The sequence below is a fragment of the Paenibacillus sp. ALJ109b genome (genome assembly GCF_010747435.1).
Lineage (GTDB): Bacteria > Bacillota > Bacilli > Paenibacillales > Paenibacillaceae > Paenibacillus > Paenibacillus taichungensis.
Map to the genome: position 1 here is coordinate 394,958 of NZ_JAAIFP010000001.1, position 19,156 is coordinate 414,113.

A 19,156-nucleotide genomic window follows, 5' to 3' on the forward strand; every position below is an offset into this window, starting at 1 on the left:
ACTTCAATATGCTATCTTTTTCCTCTTCTACACATTCCCCATTAATGATTACTCTGTAACAATTATTTTGCTGCTTGCGTTCGAGAACTCCATGATATCTGTATCTGAAACGTAAAAACCGTCTGTTACCCATGATTTCATGCGGGTAAACAGACGGTTCAAATTTAAAGATAGGATGAGTTAAAAGTTTATACGAAGCCATTTCACTTCCTGTTTCTTAGAGCATGTCCGTCGAAACTATTCCATTTCCCTGTTCCATTTTGTTCAACTTCACCGAGGATAACGACGCTTGTTCTTCTCTCTCCAGCTCTTCGGCACTGATCTCGCCAGACAGTACAGCCCACATGCGTTTTTGGTCCAGCAGCCCTTCCCACTTCGCCACTACAAATGCCGCAACACAGTTACCCATCAGATTCGTGAATACTCGCATAGTGTCCATGAAACGATCAGCACCGAGTAGTAAGGCAACAGCAGCTACCGGGAATGCATTCAGGGCTGCTGCTGTTGCAGACAAAGCAAGGAATGCGGAGCCAGGTACACCCGCCATACCTTTGGAGCTAAGCATTAACACCAGTAAAATCGTAATCTCTTGTCCCAGTGTCAGTTCAATGCCAACCGCCTGAGCCAGAAAAACGGTCGCCAGCGACAGGTAGATCGAGGCTCCGTCCAGATTGAACGAGTACCCTGTTGGAACCACAAGGCCGACGACAGCACGATCACAGCCTGCTTTGGTCAGCTTGTCCATCATGCGAGGCATAACGACTTCCGAGGAACCTGTGCCAATCGCCAGCATCACTTCGGAACGTGTATATTTTACGAATTGCAGAAAATTCAGTCCTGTAATCCACCAGGCAGCTAGTGCAAGCATCACCAGAAACAGTAACGCAGCTCCGTAACAGGCAATAATCAGCAAACCGAAGGAGGACAGTGTGGATGCTCCATATGCTCCAACAGTGTATGCCAAGGCTCCGAATGCTCCAATCGGTGCCAGTTTCATAATGTATCCAATAATGCGGAACAAGATACCCAATACATTTTCGATCAGCGTCAGTACATTATCCTTCGCCTTACTTTCCGTTGCTGCCAAGGCTACCCCGAATAAACAGGCAACGAGCAGCACTTGCAGCAATGCATTTTGTGCAAAGGCATCTACAACACTTGTTGGAATAATATTCATGATAAAGTCGACGACATGCGGCAGTTCAGAGCCATTGGTTTTGGCTTCGATGCCACTTGTATCAAGGGTCGAGGGGTCCACGTTCATGCTTGCACCCGGACGAAGCAGGTTCGCTGTGCCGAGTCCAAGGACCAGCGCAACCGTCGTAGCGATTTCGAACCACAGAATGGCTTTGAACCCAATGCGTCCAACTGATTTCAGATCACCGATTTTGGCAATGCCTGTTACGATCACCATAAAGATTAATGGAGCAATGATCATTTTGATCAACTTGATGAAACCTGTTCCGAGCGGTTGCAGCAGACTGCCCAGATCAGGCCACAGAATGCCTACACCAATCCCGATGATAACCGCTACAATAATTTGAAAAAACAATGATTTCACAAATGACATGAACGCTCCCCCTATTTTTCGGTCAATTCGGATTTCCGGTTGGTTTCCGTGTAATTTTTTATAACATTACAGCATGAACTTCAACAATGGGATTTCACGGTTTTTGTCATTCGGACCAACGATGGAGTACTAAATTGAACTTGAAACCGAAAAAAGACGAATATCACGTCAGTTATCTTGACGTGATATTCGTCTTTAGCTTCGTATTGCTTTTATGATTGAACAGTGATTAATAGAGCATTACAAAGTAAGGGATTGCCCCGGTGCGAGCACTCGGCCTTCCAGACCTTTGGAAGCAAGCTGCTCCACAAACTTCTCGGCATCCTGACGAATCACCGGGAACGTATCATAATGCACCGGAATCGTCAGCTTGGCATTAAACCATTCAGCAGCCTGCAGAGCATCCTCCGGTCCCATGGTGAAATGTCCACCAATAGGCAATAGTGCTACGTCGATATCATGACGGTCGCCAATCATTTTCATATCACCGAACAGACTAGTATCACCGGCATGCAAAATGGTCTTGCCACCAATATTAATAATGTATCCTGCAGGCAACCCTGCGTACATGATCCGTTGTTCCTCTTCCAGCACGATTCCGGACGTATGGAAAGCCTGAATCATTTTGGCTTGCGCAAAACCTAGATCCACCGTTCCGCCCATGTTCATGCCAAGGGTGTCCAGACCTTTCCATGACATATATGTAGCTAGTTCCACAATCGCAACCACCTTGGCATTGTTAGCCTTGGCGATGGGTTCAGCATCTAAAATGTGATCCATATGTGCATGTGTCAGTAATACGGCATCGGTCTTGATGTCTTCCGGTTTGGTGACAGCAAGTTCATTGCCACGCAGGAAAGGATCAATGATCAACGACTTCTCTTCTGTGCCCAGTTGTACACTGGAGTGTCCGTGGTAAGTAATATTTAGCAACTTGGTATCCTCCTGACATATGCGTTCGTTTGGTTTGATTTTCAACCTATATTATAATTCAAAACTCTTCGCCAAAGCAAAATGACGCCTCATCGCTGCATTCGATAAACCCGTGCTTCATAAGGCTGAAGAAGAATCTCGCCCTTATCAGTGGAATAACGTTTACTGACATTGCTGATGACCGTCTTGGCATTCTCATCGTTCCACCCTTCAGGCCATTGCATCTCAGGCTCATGTTCCCGGAAATTCAGAATAACCAGCATCTGCTCATCATCCAGCGTGCGGGTATAGGCATAAATATTGGGATCATCCGGCAAAAGTAGCTCATATGCCCCATAGATGAGTACTTTATGTTGTTTGCGAAGAGCGATTAGTTTACGGTAATAATTCAAAATGGACTGGGGATCACGTTCGGCATCCTCCACATTAATTTCAGGATAATTCGCATTCACCTGAATCCATGGCTCACCATCGGTAAATCCGGCATGTTTCGTATCATCCCACTGCATCGGTGTACGTGCATTATCACGACTCTTGCGCCAGATTGCTTGCATGACTTCATGTTTCGCTCGCCCCTGACCAATATGCTGCCGATAATAATTCATCGTTTCAATATCTCGATAATCCTCAATATCAGGAAAAGCAACATTGGTCATGCCAATCTCTTCCCCTTGATAAATGTAGGGCGTACCTTCCAGGGTGAGCATCCATGTAGCCAGCATTTGGGCAGAGCGCACCCTGTACTTTCCATCATGACCGAAACGGGATACCGGACGCGGCTGGTCATGATTGCCCATGTAATTGGCATTCCAGCCTCTGTTATGCAGTACGGTTTGCCAGCGGCTCATTATTTCTTTCAGCTCGGGCAGCCTCCATTCCCGATAGTTCCATTTGCCGATTCCGGATGATTGAGCGTCCACAAACATATGCTCAAACTGGAACACCATATTGAGCTCATTCCGATCTGTCCCAACATAGGCCAGCGCCTGTTCCGGTCCAAGCCCGGAAGTCTCCCCAACAGTCATTGGACCATAAGGCTTCAGGATCATGTCGTTAAGTTTATTCAGAATCGAATGTACTTGCTCGAGGTTGGAAAAAAGCTGGTACGCAGGAACGACCGGCAGATTATCCGGATTATGTGCGCTGGGTAAGCCCTCTGCCTTGGCGATATGCGCCACCGCGTCGAAACGGAAACCATCCACACCTTTTTGCAACCACCAATGCACCATCTCATACATCTCTTCTGCCATCTGTGGATTGTTCCAATTCAGATCAGGCTGGTGTTCAGTATAGAGATGCAAATAATATTCATTCGTCTCCGGATCATGCTTCCACACAGAACCCCCAAAGTAGGACTCCCAATTGTTTGGAACCTGACCATTTTTACCTGAACGCCAAATATAATAATCCCGTTTCGGGTTCACTTTCGATGAACGTGACTCGGCAAACCACGCATGTTCATCTGATGTATGATTCAGTACCAGATCCATCATGATCTTAAGACCACGCTTGTGCGCTTCCGCCAGCAAACGGTCAAAATCCTCCATCGTGCCATACTTACGTAAAATGGAGTAATAATCACGGATATCGTATCCGTTATCATGACCCGGTGAATCGTAAATAGGACAGATCCAAATTACATCCACGCCCAGATCAGTCAAATAATCGAGCTTGTCATATATCCCCTGCAAGTCACCCTGACCGTCCCCATCGGAATCTTTGAAGCTGTTGGGATAGATCTGGTACACCACACTCTCTTTCCACCAAACGATATAGCCCACCTCGCTTTCATTACTCTTTACTATATAACCCGTTAGTATGTTTTATCCGAAATGCTCCTCTTATAAACAGAAAAGATCCATGAACACAAAAAGGCCCGATCATTGACCGCTATTCGCAGTTCATTTTCGAGTCCTTCTCTGTGAGTATATGAATAAGGCAAACCCTATATATCCAATCCAGGCACCCACTGTATTCAAAATAATGTCATCGACATCAAACGAACCAACACGGGTAATCAATTGCGTAATCTCAACAGCTAACAAAAGTAAGACGACAATAGCTGTAAATGGTAAAAACTTTTGGAACCTGCGGAATAACCATGGTATCCATATTCCAAGCGGTATGAACAAGACAATGTTCCCGAACAGATTCTTCACCCAGGCTTCCGTATGGTATCTGTTCTTTTCAAATAGTAAGGGCTTGATTGTCTCTAATGGTACCAGATTATATTGATAATTCACGCCAGGCGTTCTCCCGCTGACAAATAGCAAGTTACCCATAATCAAGATGTACAGTACTGCCATGCAGGTAACTATAGCAAGAATCCACCTGGAGTGGAGCCACGAACGTTCGTTCATTTCCTCATATCCTCCGACCTTTTTTTCGTAGAGCGCAGTAAGGTCTATTTTAAAGGGATATAGATCTTCATGTCCAGATGCTTAGACGTGGTCTTCCATACCTCCGTCACCTCAAAATCCTGTCCTTCCCTTCGTTCATAGTTAGACTGAGGCCCAGTCTGCCTCATCTTTATACCACATCGTTACCTAAACAGAACCTAAACTACAGCAGTGAAAATTTAGCTAGTTTTTATCCATTTGGTTAGCTTCTATTTAACTTGGGCTACTAGAATTGTATATGAGGCAGGAATCCAAATATGCTCCTCGTCACAGCAGCTTCCGTTGGATTTCTGGATCATTCGAAAAATTAGCACAGAGAAAATAAAATTTGCGAGAAGGAGGATACAAGATCCTAACCATAAAAGCGCTCGTTGAATGTGGGGGGAAATAGAGGCTGGACGTTCGCATCCTTGGTATTAAACAAAATCATAAGAAAAATGAGCAAATAAAAAATATTAATGGATAGTGGGAGTGTTTATCATGTCAATTAATAGGGACAAGCTGCAAGAAACTTTGGATCCTGCCCTTCGCGTTCGTCCCCGCGTAGGATGGGGTGTTCTTACATATTTCCTATACAGCGCAGTCTTCTACGCGATCTTCTTGCTCAACGGCATCGACTACACGCGAGTAGGTGAGAGTGAGCGGACCCTACTTCTCTGGTACATAGCACCGCTGTCCGGCGGTGCCGTGCTGACCATCACAATGGTCACAATCTACGGATGGTGGCGTCCTAGCTTGGTTGAAAGGCGGCGTCTTTCTCAATGGACAATGACTCTTCCGATCATCATGATTGTCATCGCGATCGTGAACATGCTGACCGGCGATTTCACCCGTGTCACCCCCCTCATGTGGCTGTATCTCATTTTCGGCAGTATCATGGTCGGCTTCAATGAGGAGATGATCAATCGAGGTCAGTTAATGGTTGCTCTGCGCAGCCGATTCGGCGAAACCGGGGTCTGGCTGCTCTCAACAGCGATGTTCGCAGTCTTTCACCTGCCGAACATGTTTTTGGGCATCGGAGCGGGTGCCCTGTTCCAGGTAATGATCGCTTTTGGCCTTGGTTCGATCTTCTACCTCGCTCGGCGGTCTACCGGATCACTCGTGGCCTCCATATTCCTGCACGGGTTCTGGGACTTGAGCGTCTTCTCAGCGAATGGCGCATCGGCGTTACCCATCGCTGGTTTATTAGCTCCGTTGTTGGTGATCGCTGCAGTGATCACGGTTCCGATCATCCTTCGTCGTGAAAAGCGGCGTGATAGCGCCCAAAGTGCGTCAAGACCAGTCGGCTGATTCATACAAAAAGATCCCCTTGGGCAACAAGGAGTGATCTCTGATGAAGGTTTATGAACCCAACAGAGATCAACCTAGTGTACAAGGGGATTTTATTTTTAATCAATCCTTATTTAACCTTTCCAGTGTCCGGACACCGGATGAATGCCCCAGATATCAGTCGCATACTCACTGATGGTGCGATCACTGGAGAAAATGCCGGATTGAGCCGTATTCAGCACTGCCTTCCGTGTCCAGCCTGATACATCGTGGTATGCCGAATCAATGGCAGCATGAGCATCAGCATAGGCAGCAAAGTCACGCAACACAAAGTACTCGTCACCATGGGCCAGCAAGGAATCATAGATATCCCAGAACTCACCATCACGCTCACAGAACGCTCCCGGATGTACCAGTTGCTCCACAACCTCCCGAATTCGTTCATCCTGCTGTACAATCTCACTCGGCCGATAATTGCCGGAGCGATAATATTCCAGCACTTCGTCTGCACTCAGACCAAAGATGAACATATTGTCTTGACCAACCTGCTCTGCCATCTCCACATTTGCGCCGTCCATGGTACCAATGGTTAACGCACCGTTCATCATAAACTTCATGTTCCCCGTACCGGAGGCTTCCTTGCCTGCGGTTGAAATCTGTTCACTGACGTCCGCGGCAGGAATAATTTTCTCTGCAAGAGAGACCGAGTAGTTTTCCAGGAAAAATACCTGCAGGCGATCTTTCACGGTCGCATCGCGATTGACCGTATCCGCTACCGTGTTAATCAACTTGATAATTTTTTTGGCAAAATAATAACTCGGCGCTGCCTTTGCTCCAAAAATGAACGTTCGTGGCACGATATCAAACGAAGTGTCGCTCTTGAGACGGTTATACAAATGCATAACATGCAGAATGTTCAGCAGCTGCCGTTTGTACCCATGCAGCCTTTTCACCTGTACATCAAAGATGGAATCCGGATTGACAGTCTTTCCGGTATGATCCTGGATGTAGGCGGCCAGTCGCTCCTTATTATCACGTTTAATGGAATGGAACTGCTTCTGGAATGAAGCATCGTCTGCAACGCCTACCAGCTCATTCAGTCTGCCCGGCTCCCTAATCCACTCACTTCCAATTGTATCTGTGATCAGATTCGAAAGTTTCGGATTGGCATGCATCAGCCAGCGGCGATGGGTAATGCCATTTGTTTTGTTATTGAAGCGCTCCGGATAGAGTGCATAGAACGGAGCCATTTCCCGTTCCTTCAATATTTCGGTATGCAATGCCGCAACACCGTTAACGCTATGGCTGCCCACAATCGCCAGATGAGCCATCCGCACCTGATCATTGGCAACAATCGCCAGATGCTGAATACGATCCTGGTCTCCGGGATAACGTTCAAGCAGCATGCCGCAGAAACGTTTGTTAATCTCTTCAATAATCATGTAAATGCGCGGCAGCAGCTTGCTGATCATGGCTACAGGCCACTTTTCAAGCGCCTCACTTAGCGTTGTATGGTTGGTATACGATACGGTGCGGGTCGTAATATCCCACGCTTCATCCCATCCATAGCCTTTGACATCGATCAGAATGCGCATCAGTTCGGGAATCACGAGTGTTGGATGCGTATCATTGATATGGAACGCCACTTTATCCGGCAATCGATCATACGAAAGCTCAAGCTTGTTAAATGTACGCAAAGCACTCTGTACGCCTGCCGAACACATAAAATATTGCTGTTTCAGACGAAGCAGCTTGCCCTCGTATTGGGAATCATCCGGGTACAAGAACTCCGAGATCGATTCTACCGAACGGCTGTAATCCAGATATCCGTAATAGTTCGAAGGGGTATCGAGTGAAGTCTCCCGCTTGGGCTCCGCACTCCATAATCGCAAGGTGTTTACATGGGGCTGGCCATAACCAATCACAGGCACATCATATGGTACAGCTACAACCGATTCGGCATCCTTTGTGACAAATTGATAATGTCCATCCTGTTCATAGGCTTCCACACGGCCCCAGAACTGCACTTCCACCTTTTTGTCCGGACGGCGCACTTCCCATTCATTGCCCTTCTCGAGCCAATTATCGGGTAATTCGACCTGATTGCCGTTAATAATTTTTTGCTCAAACAAGCCATATTTATAACGGATTCCGCATCCATGTCCTGCATAGCCGAGGGAAGCCAGTGAATCCAGAAAACAGGCTGCGAGTCTTCCCAGACCTCCGTTGCCGAGCCCTGCGTCCGCCTCCTGTTCTTCCACCTCTTCCAAAGAGAAGCCCAGTTCAGCCAGACTGTCTCGGACGAGTTCCAATTCATTCACATTTAACAGGTTGTTGCCGAGCAGACGTCCAATCAGGAATTCCAGCGAGAAGTAATAGACCTGTTTATCCTGGCGCTGCTTAAACCCCTGATTCGATGCCGCCCAATCCTGACCCGCATATTCGCGAATCATGCTTCCAAGTACGTGATAGACATCCTCCTGCGTTGCTTCTGCTAGTGGTTTGCCCAATTTGCTAACCAGATTGCGTCTAAAAATACTCTTGAACGTTTCCTTGTTGTCAAACAAAAGAAGGTTCCTCCCGGTGAAATCCTGTAGGATGGTGGCGGTTCATACACTTAAGTGCTCATACATCCAGCAAAGTGGCCGTTTCGGTTACGAATCATTCTTTCGATCGCTGTTATCCCTGTATTTTCTTTATTGTATTATTCAGATGTGAAAATACAGTGATAAAGGCGAACGCTACGCTTCTCCAGAATCGATTTCGTTCCCTCCACTACGTTTGCACGTTGCCAAGCACAATCGAAGTCACATTTCAAATTTCGCCATGAACCTTAAATCCATCCTACAGGATTTTTATTTTATATATATTTATAGATGATATCGGTTAAGTGTTGGTATTAGATAATAGTACTCTTCGCCAGAATATATGGGTTCGACGGGTCGCCGATCAGCGTCTGGCCGCCGCTTAACTTTACATCTTTGTCGAGAATGACGTTCTCCAGAACGGCGCCTTCTCCGATGTAGCATTTTTGCATAATAATGGAGCCTTTAATTTTGGCACCTTTCGCCACATGCACCCCACGGAACAGGATGCTGTCTTCGACTTCTCCACCCACAATGCAGCCGTTCGCGAGCAAGGAATGTTTCACCTCAGCAGTATCCAGGTATTTGGCTGGAGCCTCGTATTTAATCTTTGTTTGAACAGGCTGTTCCTTGAACAGCTGCTCATACAATCCGCTATTCAACAGTTCCAGACTGTTGCGGTAATAGCTGTCAATCGAATTGATCACGGCATGATAGCCATCATAGGCATACGCAGCAATGTTCAAGCCATCCGGGTTTTTCTGAATCACATCACGGAAGAAATGGCTCTCGCCATGAGCGATGCAGCGCTGCACCTGGCGCAGGAACAATTCCTTTTCCATAATGAAAATTTCTGTATATATATTCGGGTGATCGGCGCTTTGGTGAATGTCCACCACATTACCGTTTCCGTCATCTTCAACTTTGACACAAGCGTCATGCTCAGGCAGCAGTTGATCCACTTTTTTGCAGACCAGCGTTACATCCGCGCCTTTGCTTATATGGTACCTGTACACATCCTGCAGATCTGCTTTGGTCACGTGCCGACTACCTGCGTGGACTACATATTGCCCTGAACCCCGGCGGAAGAAATCGAGATTATTGTGAAAATGCTGCAAATCCCCTTGTGACGTATCGGTTGGATCGTTCCAGTCCGGTGGTAAAATAAACATGCCGCCATGCTTGCGATCCAGATCCCACGGCTTACCGTCTCCCAGATGATCCATGAGTGAACGGTACTTGCGACGCACAAATACACCGATACTCTCAATGCCAGCATTCATCATATTGGATAATACAAAATCAATCAGACGGTAACGCCCGGCATAAGGCACCGCGGCTCCGCAGCGAAAGTACGTCAATTCCTTCAATTCCTCAAGCTCATGGTCAAGGTTAATAACTCCGATCAATGGTTTCATCGCATGCACCGTCCTTTGGGGTTTAGATTAGGCTTTGCTTGTCATTCCCTCGAGAAGCTGACGTTCCAGTTCTTCCTGATCGACCAGTAATATATCGCTCTCATCCTCAGGGGCGGGTGACAGATGTACTCCATCCGGGATCACCAATCCTTCGGCAATAATAGCTTTGTGAATGCGTACATTTTGACCGATCTTCACTTTTGGCATGATCACTGAATCGGTTACGGAACTGTTCTCTCCCACCTCAATACCGTAGAACAACACCGAGTGTTTAACCTCACCATGTACCACACTGCCTTCACTGATGATGCAATTCCGCACTTTCGCCGATGGAGAAATATATTGCGCAGGCTGATTCGGATTCCGAGTATAGATACGCCAATCCGGATCGTTCAGATTAAACGGCGTTTCTTCATCCAGCAGGTCCATATTGGATTCCCACAGACTGTGGATTGTACCGACGTCTTTCCAATACCCTTCAAATGGATAAGCGTATAGTGATTTTTCATTTTCAAGCAGCAAGGGAATGATATCTTTGCCAAAATCATAGGAGGTGGATGCCTGCTGTTCGTCCTGGATCAGGAAGCGTTTCAGCACATCCCACTTGAAGAGATAGATACCCATGGAAGCAAGCGTGCTCTTGGGTTCAGGAGGTTTTTCTTCGAATTCATAGATGCGATAATCATCGTGGGTGTTGAGCAACCCGAACCGGCTGGCTTCTTCCAACGGAACGTCAATGACCGATATGGTGCAATCTGCATCCTTTTCTTTATGGTATTGAAGCATTTTCTCGTAATCCATTTTATAGATATGATCCCCTGACAAGATGAGCACATGCTCAGGATCGAATTGTTCGATAAAATTCAGGTTACGGTAGATCGCGTCCGCCGTACCGCGGTACCAGTTACTACCGTCTTCACGTTCATGAGGAGGAAGTACATATACCCCGCCATTTTTGCGGTCCAGATCCCAATCACTGCCAATGCCGATATAAGAGTGCAGCACCAGTGGTTCGTATTGGGTCAATACACCGACCGTGTCGATGCCAGAATTGGAGCAATTACTTAGAGGAAAATCAATGATGCGGTAGGTTCCGCCAAAATAAACAGCAGGCTTGGCCAGTGATTTGGTCAGTCCCTTTAATCTTTTGCCTTGCCCTCCAGCGAGCAGCATCGCTACAACTTCTTTTTTTGCCATCATTACAGCCTCCTCCATGTGCATTCGTTCTAATTCATTTCAGAGCCCATAATCCGATATGCTGTTGTGTGGACACTTTTGTCATGATTAGGAGCATGCTGTACAGACTGTGTTACTTTAGAATTGCAGCCGAACGTTGTTCTTTGTAATGTCTGAAAGTAGATGATACATGCAGAATTGCCTGTACTTTTGTGTAGAGGTGATAGGTGGATGTAAAAATTAAGGTGTACCCCGTGAGAAATGCAATACACTACTCCTGTATAACATTAAACACGAAACGGGCTGAGGAATCTTGCTGGAAAACTTCGACAAAAGTTTAAGTGGATATCACTCCTTCCTTTATGCCGCTGTTATTAAATATTGTATTCGCTGACGGGTCTGCAAAATCCTTTTGGAAAACTTTTGGGGATTTAATTATCGCTCAATATTCGCCAGGTAACCTTCTCCTTCGAAAGCAACATAGCGCTCACTGCATTCACAAGTAAAGAAAAAAACGCAGAAACCAAGTTATGGTTTCTGCGCTCCAATAATTACGGACACGATGCTCTCCTGTAGCTGATCTGCATTTTTCGTTTGATACGGATCGGCATTGAAAATAATAGCATCCGCAATATAGCCTTCTGCAATCTGCCCCAATTCGTCGCCACGACCCAGAATCTCAGCAGCATTGGTCGTCGCAGATTGCCACGCCTCTGCCCGGGTCAAGCCATAATCGATCAGCGTATCCAACTCTTGCAGATTATAGCCATGCAGTGAAGGTGTGGCGTAATCGGTACCGAAACCGAAACGGACTCCTGCTCTTTTGGCATATCCGATGGCTGTAGAATGAGCTTCAGCAGCGCGCGCTGCACGATCACTGATAACAGTAGGCAGCGCCAGTACGCCTTTTGGATCTGCGGCAATACGATATATCGATGTGGTAGGCACAAAGGCCGTTCGAGACTCGGCAAGTCTGTCTGCCTGATCCTCAGTTAAGAACATGCCATGCTCCACAGACTCCACTCCTGCCTGAATGGACCAGTCTACCGTCAGGCCACCCCAGGTATGAACTAACACCTTTTTATGGTGGGCATGGGCATGGCGAACGATGAACGCGAACTCTTCCTCCGAAAATACAGGATCGAGCACTTGTTCCGTAGGGGTTCCCAGCCCACCTGTAGCCATAATTTTAACCCAACCCGCGCCTGTATCAAAAATTCCGTTCAACCGTTGTTCCAGATACTTTATACCTCTGGCATCTGCCGCACCCAGCATTTCACTGCTGGTTTCAACTCTTAAGGGGTGTTGATAGTGCTGAGCGAGATGTCGAGCGGTGCTTGGTAACAATCCGCCCGCATCTCGCGCCGTGGTTACCCCCGTCTTGAGGGTAGCTGCAAAAGCTTGTGCCTGCATCACTTCAACCTCGTGGCTGTCACGTTTCAATTGATCCGCATGGTCAAAGTCTGTCCAGGCCAGATGTGTATGAAGATCAATAACTCCGGGACTTATCCATTGATCTATACCCGGAGACGATGAGTCATCATTCTGCGGCACGGATTCTGTAACAGATGCAAACCGTCCATTCTGGATGGAGACATCGAACCGTTTGCCTTCAATACCTGCTATAAAGATATGTTTGAAGCTTTGTTCCTCCGATTTTACCTGGGTCATATTCATTCCCCCCAAACGAGACGAACAGCCTGAACGGCTTGCTCATGGTCTTGATTCAATAATGCTGCAATGGTCGCAACAGCTTCCTCCACACCTGCCAAGGACGCATTAACTCCAAAATGATTAATTCGCAGAAGCTGATCAAAAAGTTCTCCATCTCCAGGAGCAACGATGCCGATCGGCTGATCAATATGCAACTTCTTCTCCCCGGAAATTCGAACCGTCGTAGTCAGTGTCGAATATGTTCTGTTATCTTTTTGCCAAGGCTCCAGACCCAGGGCCTGAATTCCCGCTATAGCAGATAACCTAGCCTGTTCATGACGTTTGATCACCTGCTCCAATCCTTCAGACTCAATAGCTGTCAAAGCCAAAATCAGTGCTCTGGCTTCCAGCGTTGGAATGTTGGGAGGAACCCGAACGGGTGCAACCGCTTCGCCGGAGGGCTTTAGATCAAGCAAAGACAGGATGGAGTTGCGCGGTGCATGCGCATTAGATTCGAGAAATTCCCATCCACGTGGCGAAATGCTTACTGCGCTGATGCCGTTAGGCCCGGCTAGGGCTTTTTGTGCACCCACAGCTACAAAATCAACACCCCATTCATCGACCAGCAGTGGCTCTCCTCCAATTGCTGAGACGGAGTCGCTCACTGTAATCAGGTTATGGGCACGCGCAATTTTTATAATTTCTTCTGTGGGATTCGACCCGCCTGTAACCACCTCTGCTTGAACAAAGGATAATGCGGACGGTTGATGCTTTTCAATCGCGGCAGCTACCTTCTCCACAGGTACAACTTCATCAAAAGGAACTTTGACTTCAATAACCGTTGCCCCTCCACGTTCAAGCCACTGACCAAACAAACTGCCATAAGGCCCTGTTACGACATTGACAATCGTACGACCCGGTGCAGATATTCCAGCTGCCACGGCCTCTATGCCCAAGATGGCCTCTCCCGGGATGATCACCGGAGGATACTTTGTATTCAAAAGCCTGGAGAGCAATTGTGTAAGTGTATCGTATTCCGACAGGGTAAGGGGGATGTTTCCTTTATATTGTTGGCTCATATAAACCTCCTAAAGAACTTGTTTTCGGCATCTTTGGAACTGCGGACAGCAGCTCTCGGCTGTATGCCGTTTCAGGTCGTGTGAAGAATTGATCTTTGGGACTAATCTCCACAAGCTGACCCTGCCGCATCACTGCTACCGTATCACTAATAGCATGGATAACTCCAAGATCATGAGAAATGAACAGTAGCGTAAGATTAAGTTCCCTCTTAAGTGAATTGAACAGATCGAGCACACTCCGTTGCACGGAAACATCGAGTGCACTCGTAGGCTCATCCGCAATCAGCAGACTCGGCTCTACGCTTAAAGCGCGTGCAATGGCGATACGTTGGCGCTGACCGCCGGAGAATTCATGCGGATACTTGTCCAGTGCCCTGCTTTCCAGCTGGACACGGGCCAGGAGCTCTCTCGATCTTTTCTCCACCTGTGAACGGTCTACAATGCGATGAAACAACAGCGCTTCAGCAAGAATCTGCCGAATGGAATGTTTGGGATTCAGTGAAGCATCCGGATTTTGGAAGATCATCTGTATGCTTTTATACTGCTCACGACTTCTCTTCTTCTTTAATGGCTGATCCCCCAGCAAAATCTGCCCCTTATCCGGCGTAATTAACCCGGCAATAACTCTTGCAAGGGTAGATTTGCCCGAACCGGACTCACCGACAAGACCAAGCGTGGTATGCCTCTGAAGATTTAGTATGATGTTGTCCAGCGCAGTAAAGTCACCATATTGAACCGTTACATTCTGAACTTGCAAAGAAAGTTCCATCGTTATTCGCTCCCCTCAAGCTTCGGTAAAGGAAGCACCGAGTTAATAAGCATCTGGGTGTAAGGATCTTGCGGGTTTTGCAGTACGCTAAGCGAATCCCCGTGCTCCACAATCCGCCCTTGCTTCATCACACACAGCTTCGAGCACAGCGTCGCTGCAATCGCCAGATTATGTGTTACAAAGACCATGGCGAATCCCAGTTCATGCTGCAAACGTTGGATCGTCTCCATAATTTGACGCTGCACAGTAACGTCCAGCGCCGTTGTTGGCTCATCACAGAGCAGAATGCCTGGCTTGCACGCCAGGGCCAGTGCAATGACTACCCGCTGACACTGCCCACCTGACAGCTGGCTAGGGTATCGATCCTCACGCTTCAACGAGTCGGGAAGACCCAACAGTTCAAGTAATTCCAGCGCTGCTACCCTAGAGGCCTTCCTGCTTAACTTTTGCCTGTAATAGACAACTTCCGCCAGCTGTTTAACAACGGGACAGAGCGGATCAAGCGCACCTCTCGGGTCTTGAAATACCATGGCGCTGTTCACGTCACTACGAATGGTTCCACCTGTCTGCTCTACACCGTTTGGCAGCAGTCCCAGAATCGAACGAAGAGTTAGTGATTTACCGGAACCGGATTCACCTACTAATCCCAGGCTCTCCCCTCGTCCGAGCGAGAAATGTACATCTTGAACTAATTTTTGATTTGACTTGGTTGACAGAGACAGTGCCTTGACTTCAAGAATCAGATCTGTGGACATTATTTTTTCCTCCATACATCGGCCAATCCATCACCGACAAGCGACAAAGCGATTCCCGTGTAAACGACTGCAAATCCCGGAACTGCCGAGAGCCACCAGGCTGTCGTGATAAAGGATTGTCCATCCGAGATCATCGTGCCCCAATCCGGGGTCGGTGGTGCGATGCCAATGCCCAGGTATCCAAGCGTAACAATCGCCACCAGCAGCCCCACCATATCCGTCATGAGGACAACGATCGCCTGAGGCAATACATTAGGCAGGAGATGACGAAGGATAATCCGAATTCCCGGCAATCCCAACGTCTGTGCAGATGCGATCCATTCCTGCTTGCGGTACGATGCACTCAGCCCCCTGACCACACGGGCAAAGACAATCCAGCCAACGAGCATAAACGTAATATAAATCCCCCGCTCACCTGCTCCGCTGGCAAAAGCCACGATAATGACGATGAGATAAAAAGGGAAAGCGATAAGTGTATCAGTAACTAACGATATAACCTTATCAATCCATTTTCCGTAATAGCCAGCGAGCATCCCCAGAAATACGCCCATGCAAAAGGGTACAATTTCCGCCAGCACCATAATGCTCAAATCGGTTCGCGCGGCATAAATCAGTCTAGTGAACAAATCACGTCCCAGTTGGTCTGTGCCCAACCAATGTTCAGCAGACGGAGGTTGCAAAAAGGCACTTAAATTTTGCTCCGAAGGGTCATAAGGACTAATCCACGGTATGATTACAGCCAAGATGATCAGCACGGCAAACATTAGACTTCCCACAAGCAGAGTAGGTGTTTTCAATATACGATTCATGAGACTGGTGTTTTGGCTGTCTTCATATAACTGAGGTTCTGTTTGTATCGTTTTCATGGTTTTCCTTTCGTTCTGGGATCAAGCCACCTGGACAGAAGTTCTATCAGGAGACTGATGATCACGACAGATACAGCACAGTAAAGGGCTATGCCTTGAATGACCGGGAAATCCCGTTTAGAAATGGAACTAAACAAAAGACTGCCAATTCCTTTGATACCAAATACCTGTTCAACGACCAATGTGCCGCCAATGAGATAAGAGATATTAACGCCTAGAAGGATCAGCGTCGGAAGCGCCGCATTACGCAGGACATGTTTGAATAGAATGACCCGGCTCGGTAATCTCGCAGCCTTCAACGTAACTACAAAATCAGATTCCAGTACTTCAAGCATCTGTGCTCTTAATGAACGAACCAATGTTGGAATCTGTGAAAAAGCTACTGTAATGGCGGGAAGTGTCAAACTATATAAGGTGCCCCACCACCCTTCCCCGACTCCACCAACGGGAAACCAGTGAAGATGAACACTCAGTAGCAGAATCAAAAGGATGCCAACCCAGAAGATTGGCATACCTAGCGTTACCGTAGGAAAAATACGTATCAAATGGTCCAGCAGCTTATCCTTGTGTGTAGCGGCCAGTGTAGCAAGCACGAGTGCAATGACAATTGCCAATGCACATGCCATGGCAATGAGCAGCAAGGTAACCGGTGCACGATCAGCAATCAATTCTCTAGTGGAGGTTCCGTTAATAATGGAGTTGCCAGTATCCCCCTGAGTGAATAGTGTCTTCACAAACCGTATGAATTGTTCCCCCAGAGGCAGATCCAGCCCAAGAGCATGGTGCATGCTCTCAACGGCCTCGGGGGTGCTGTACTCGCCAAGAATCATTTTGGCAGGATCTCCTGGTACCATTCTGATGAGAAAAAAGACTGCTGTCATCACACAAAGGATCACTGCCAACGCTCTTCCCACAGTACTGATTAACCAGAACTTCTTCATTTCTGAATACGAACGTCTTCAAAACGCACACTGCCGTTAGGCAAAACAACAATGCCATCTACTGAAGAACGAACGCCAATCAGAATATCCGGATAATAAAGCGGAATGTAAGGAACTTCATCGGCAAGCGTTTGAAGCAATTTGGAGTATATTTCGGCCCGGCCATCGCCGTCCGGTGTTTGTTGGCCTTTATACAAAAGCTTGGTTACTTCATCATTGGTGTAATGCGTCCAGTATGATTTGCTGAAACCATCAGGGTCAGTCTGGAACGCAATGATCGAGTTCGCTTCCGGAGAATCGGCTTGCCCACTGTTCAGCATCGCGGCGAAATCATAAGCAAAGAATCGTTCACGGAAGGTAGCAAGTTCAATCGATTCAATCTCGATATTAATGCCAATTTGTTTACCCGCTGCCTGAATGATTTGCGCTTCTTGCGCTCTGGTGCTGTTGCCTGAAGCTACAAGCAGTTTTGTAGTAAATCCATCAGGGAAGGCCGATTTGGCAAGTTCCGCTTTGGCTGCATTTACATCAAAATTCAGTGCCTTGAGCGTATCATTCGAATTGTAAGGAATCGTTGTCGGCAGCAATGAATTAGCGGTCTGTGCATAACCAAAGGTAAGCGCCTTAGTCAGACCGTCACGATCAAGTGCCAGAGCCAATGCCCGACGAACATGCACATCTGAAAAATGCTTATCCAGCGTATTAAAGAACAATTGCTCTGTCACCCAGCTGCCGTTGGTTACAACAGTTGTATCCGCGCCATTCTTTATTTCATCGGCATTTTGTAAGGCTAGCGACTCAATCGCATCCACTTCTCCTGCTTTCAATTGATTGATTGCTTGGCTGTCATCTTCTATCAACTTGTAAACAAGCTTATCAACCGATGGCTTTGCTTCTTGCCAGTAGTGAGTGTTCTTAGTAAAGGTCACATCGCCTGCAGAGTCCCACTGCTCAACCACGAACGGTCCTGTACCTACCGGCTTCTTGAAAAATTCTTCCTCGGTAACTCCGCCAAAATTGTTCGGAATAATACCGTTCGAGAAGTTGGAAAGCTCAGAGATAAACGGCGTATACGGCTCTTTAAGCGTAATCACCAATGTATGGCTATCCGTTGCTTTGACACTGTCTACCTTGGCCGATATTGCCAATGGGCCACCAACCTTTAAGTGCCGCTCCAGTGAGAATACGGCATCCTCTGCCGTAACATCTGTACCGTTGGAGAACTTCAAGCCATCACGCAACACAAACGTATACGTCAAGCCGTCATCACTGATGTTATGCGACTTGGCAAGCCAGTCCACAATCTCGCCCTTGTTGTCAAAAGCAACCAAAGGTTCAAATACTTTATCAATGGCGAAAGCGTTGTTCGATGTAATCTGATTATGCAAATCAAACGAGGTTACGGAAGCCGGCCGACCATATACAAAAGTCCCCCCCGTTGCAGTCTCGTCCGTCTTTGAATTTTCATCCGTACCTTGGCTCGTGCCTGGCTGGGCTGCTGCATTGGGAGCGGGATCATTGGTCGATCCGGAGCAACCGCTAACGATTACCAATAATAGAACGGTTAACACTCCTACCCATAATGACTTTCTCGTTGATGATTTAAACTGTGACATGACTGACTCTCCCCTTCCAATAAAGCTTATGTGTTTAGTATGGATTGATTATGGATTAAAGCACCCCCTCTGTCAAACAAAAAATATTGACCTTTGCGAGATAAAACTATTTTATCCAATGAAGGAA

Annotated in this window: 15 protein-coding genes; 1 reads left to right on the forward strand and 14 read right to left on the reverse strand. The window is 47.2% G+C overall.

Features of this window, described 5'->3' with window-relative positions; translation table 11 throughout:
• Window positions 1–217: 217 nt before the first annotated feature.
• The 4 genes from dctA to G3352_RS01610 form a co-directional block, all read right to left on the reverse strand.
• Window positions 218–1,570 carry a C4-dicarboxylate transporter DctA gene (gene dctA / locus G3352_RS01595; RefSeq protein WP_163753213.1) on the reverse strand — a complete coding sequence of 451 codons (1,353 nt, stop codon included), beginning with the start codon at window positions 1,568–1,570 and terminating at the stop codon, window positions 218–220.
• A gap of 240 nt (window positions 1,571–1,810) precedes the next feature.
• A complete protein-coding gene (locus G3352_RS01600) occupies window positions 1,811–2,503 on the reverse strand; it encodes a metal-dependent hydrolase (protein WP_063563389.1) in 693 nt (230 codons plus the stop codon).
• An 89-nt stretch (window positions 2,504–2,592) separates the two neighbouring features.
• Entirely contained in the window at window positions 2,593–4,284 is a 1,692-nt protein-coding gene (locus G3352_RS01605; RefSeq protein WP_163753215.1) for an alpha,alpha-phosphotrehalase, read from the reverse strand.
• 120 nt (window positions 4,285–4,404) lie between these two features.
• Window positions 4,405–4,863, reverse strand: a complete 459-nt coding sequence (locus G3352_RS01610; protein ID WP_163753217.1) for a VanZ family protein — start codon at window positions 4,861–4,863, stop codon at window positions 4,405–4,407.
• Between the two features lie 519 nt (window positions 4,864–5,382).
• Here G3352_RS01610 and G3352_RS01615 point away from each other — a divergent pair.
• On the forward strand, window positions 5,383–6,192 hold the full coding sequence (locus tag G3352_RS01615; protein WP_163753219.1) for a CPBP family intramembrane glutamic endopeptidase: 810 nt from the start codon (window positions 5,383–5,385) through the stop codon (window positions 6,190–6,192).
• Window positions 6,193–6,305: 113 nt separating this feature from the next.
• On the opposite strand, the gene G3352_RS01620 is transcribed toward G3352_RS01615, so the two are convergent.
• The 10 genes from G3352_RS01620 to G3352_RS01665 form a co-directional block, all read right to left on the reverse strand.
• Entirely contained in the window at window positions 6,306–8,738 is a 2,433-nt protein-coding gene (locus tag G3352_RS01620; protein ID WP_163753221.1) for a glycogen/starch/alpha-glucan phosphorylase, read from the reverse strand.
• Between the two features lie 332 nt (window positions 8,739–9,070).
• On the reverse strand, window positions 9,071–10,174 hold the full coding sequence (glgD, locus tag G3352_RS01625) for a glucose-1-phosphate adenylyltransferase subunit GlgD (protein ID WP_024631848.1): 1,104 nt from the start codon (window positions 10,172–10,174) through the stop codon (window positions 9,071–9,073).
• A gap of 27 nt (window positions 10,175–10,201) precedes the next feature.
• Entirely contained in the window at window positions 10,202–11,371 is a 1,170-nt protein-coding gene (locus G3352_RS01630; RefSeq protein WP_064638873.1) for a glucose-1-phosphate adenylyltransferase, read from the reverse strand.
• A gap of 507 nt (window positions 11,372–11,878) precedes the next feature.
• Window positions 11,879–13,021 carry an amidohydrolase family protein gene (locus G3352_RS01635; RefSeq protein ID WP_163753223.1) on the reverse strand — a complete coding sequence of 381 codons (1,143 nt, stop codon included), beginning with the start codon at window positions 13,019–13,021 and terminating at the stop codon, window positions 11,879–11,881.
• A gap of 2 nt (window positions 13,022–13,023) precedes the next feature.
• Complete coding sequence (locus tag G3352_RS01640) at window positions 13,024–14,082, reverse strand: pyridoxal-phosphate-dependent aminotransferase family protein (protein ID WP_163753225.1); 1,059 nt, start codon at window positions 14,080–14,082, stop codon at window positions 13,024–13,026.
• Window positions 14,066–14,851 (reverse strand): ABC transporter ATP-binding protein, encoded by a 786-nt coding sequence (locus tag G3352_RS01645; RefSeq protein WP_163753227.1) that lies wholly within the window; start codon window positions 14,849–14,851, stop codon window positions 14,066–14,068. Before G3352_RS01645 ends, G3352_RS01640 begins: the two co-directional genes overlap by 17 nt.
• Window positions 14,852–14,853: 2 nt before the next feature.
• The gene (locus G3352_RS01650) at window positions 14,854–15,606 is read right to left on the reverse strand and encodes an ABC transporter ATP-binding protein (protein ID WP_163753229.1); all 753 of its coding nucleotides are present in this window, start codon (window positions 15,604–15,606) and stop codon (window positions 14,854–14,856) included.
• Window positions 15,606–16,472: an ABC transporter permease gene (locus G3352_RS01655; protein WP_163753231.1), complete on the reverse strand. Its 867-nt coding sequence runs from the start codon at window positions 16,470–16,472 to the stop codon at window positions 15,606–15,608. The genes G3352_RS01650 and G3352_RS01655 overlap by 1 nt, the downstream gene beginning before the upstream one ends.
• On the reverse strand, window positions 16,469–17,413 hold the full coding sequence (locus tag G3352_RS01660) for an ABC transporter permease (protein ID WP_240342883.1): 945 nt from the start codon (window positions 17,411–17,413) through the stop codon (window positions 16,469–16,471). Before G3352_RS01660 ends, G3352_RS01655 begins: the two co-directional genes overlap by 4 nt.
• Entirely contained in the window at window positions 17,410–19,029 is a 1,620-nt protein-coding gene (locus G3352_RS01665; protein WP_163753233.1) for an ABC transporter substrate-binding protein, read from the reverse strand. Before G3352_RS01665 ends, G3352_RS01660 begins: the two co-directional genes overlap by 4 nt.
• Between the last annotated feature and the right edge of the window lie 127 nt (window positions 19,030–19,156).

Excerpts from the sequence above, each read along its gene's own strand:
- G3352_RS01610 (WP_163753217.1), bottom strand. The coding sequence starts at position 4,863 with ATGAACGAACGTTCGTGGCTCCACTCCAGGTGGATTCTTGCTATAGTT.
- G3352_RS01655 (WP_163753231.1), bottom strand. The coding sequence starts at position 16,472 with ATGAAAACGATACAAACAGAACCTCAGTTATATGAAGACAGCCAAAAC.
- G3352_RS01615 (WP_163753219.1), top strand. The coding sequence starts at position 5,383 with ATGTCAATTAATAGGGACAAGCTGCAAGAAACTTTGGATCCTGCCCTT.
- G3352_RS01630 (WP_064638873.1), bottom strand. The coding sequence starts at position 11,371 with ATGGCAAAAAAAGAAGTTGTAGCGATGCTGCTCGCTGGAGGGCAAGGC.
- G3352_RS01650 (WP_163753229.1), bottom strand. The coding sequence starts at position 15,606 with ATGTCCACAGATCTGATTCTTGAAGTCAAGGCACTGTCTCTGTCAACC.
- G3352_RS01660 (WP_240342883.1), bottom strand. The coding sequence starts at position 17,413 with ATGAAGAAGTTCTGGTTAATCAGTACTGTGGGAAGAGCGTTGGCAGTG.
- glgD (WP_024631848.1), bottom strand. The coding sequence starts at position 10,174 with ATGAAACCATTGATCGGAGTTATTAACCTTGACCATGAGCTTGAGGAA.
- G3352_RS01635 (WP_163753223.1), bottom strand. The coding sequence starts at position 13,021 with ATGACCCAGGTAAAATCGGAGGAACAAAGCTTCAAACATATCTTTATA.
- dctA (WP_163753213.1), bottom strand. The coding sequence starts at position 1,570 with ATGTCATTTGTGAAATCATTGTTTTTTCAAATTATTGTAGCGGTTATC.
- G3352_RS01665 (WP_163753233.1), bottom strand. The coding sequence starts at position 19,029 with ATGTCACAGTTTAAATCATCAACGAGAAAGTCATTATGGGTAGGAGTG.
- G3352_RS01640 (WP_163753225.1), bottom strand. The coding sequence starts at position 14,082 with ATGAGCCAACAATATAAAGGAAACATCCCCCTTACCCTGTCGGAATAC.
- G3352_RS01645 (WP_163753227.1), bottom strand. The coding sequence starts at position 14,851 with ATGGAACTTTCTTTGCAAGTTCAGAATGTAACGGTTCAATATGGTGAC.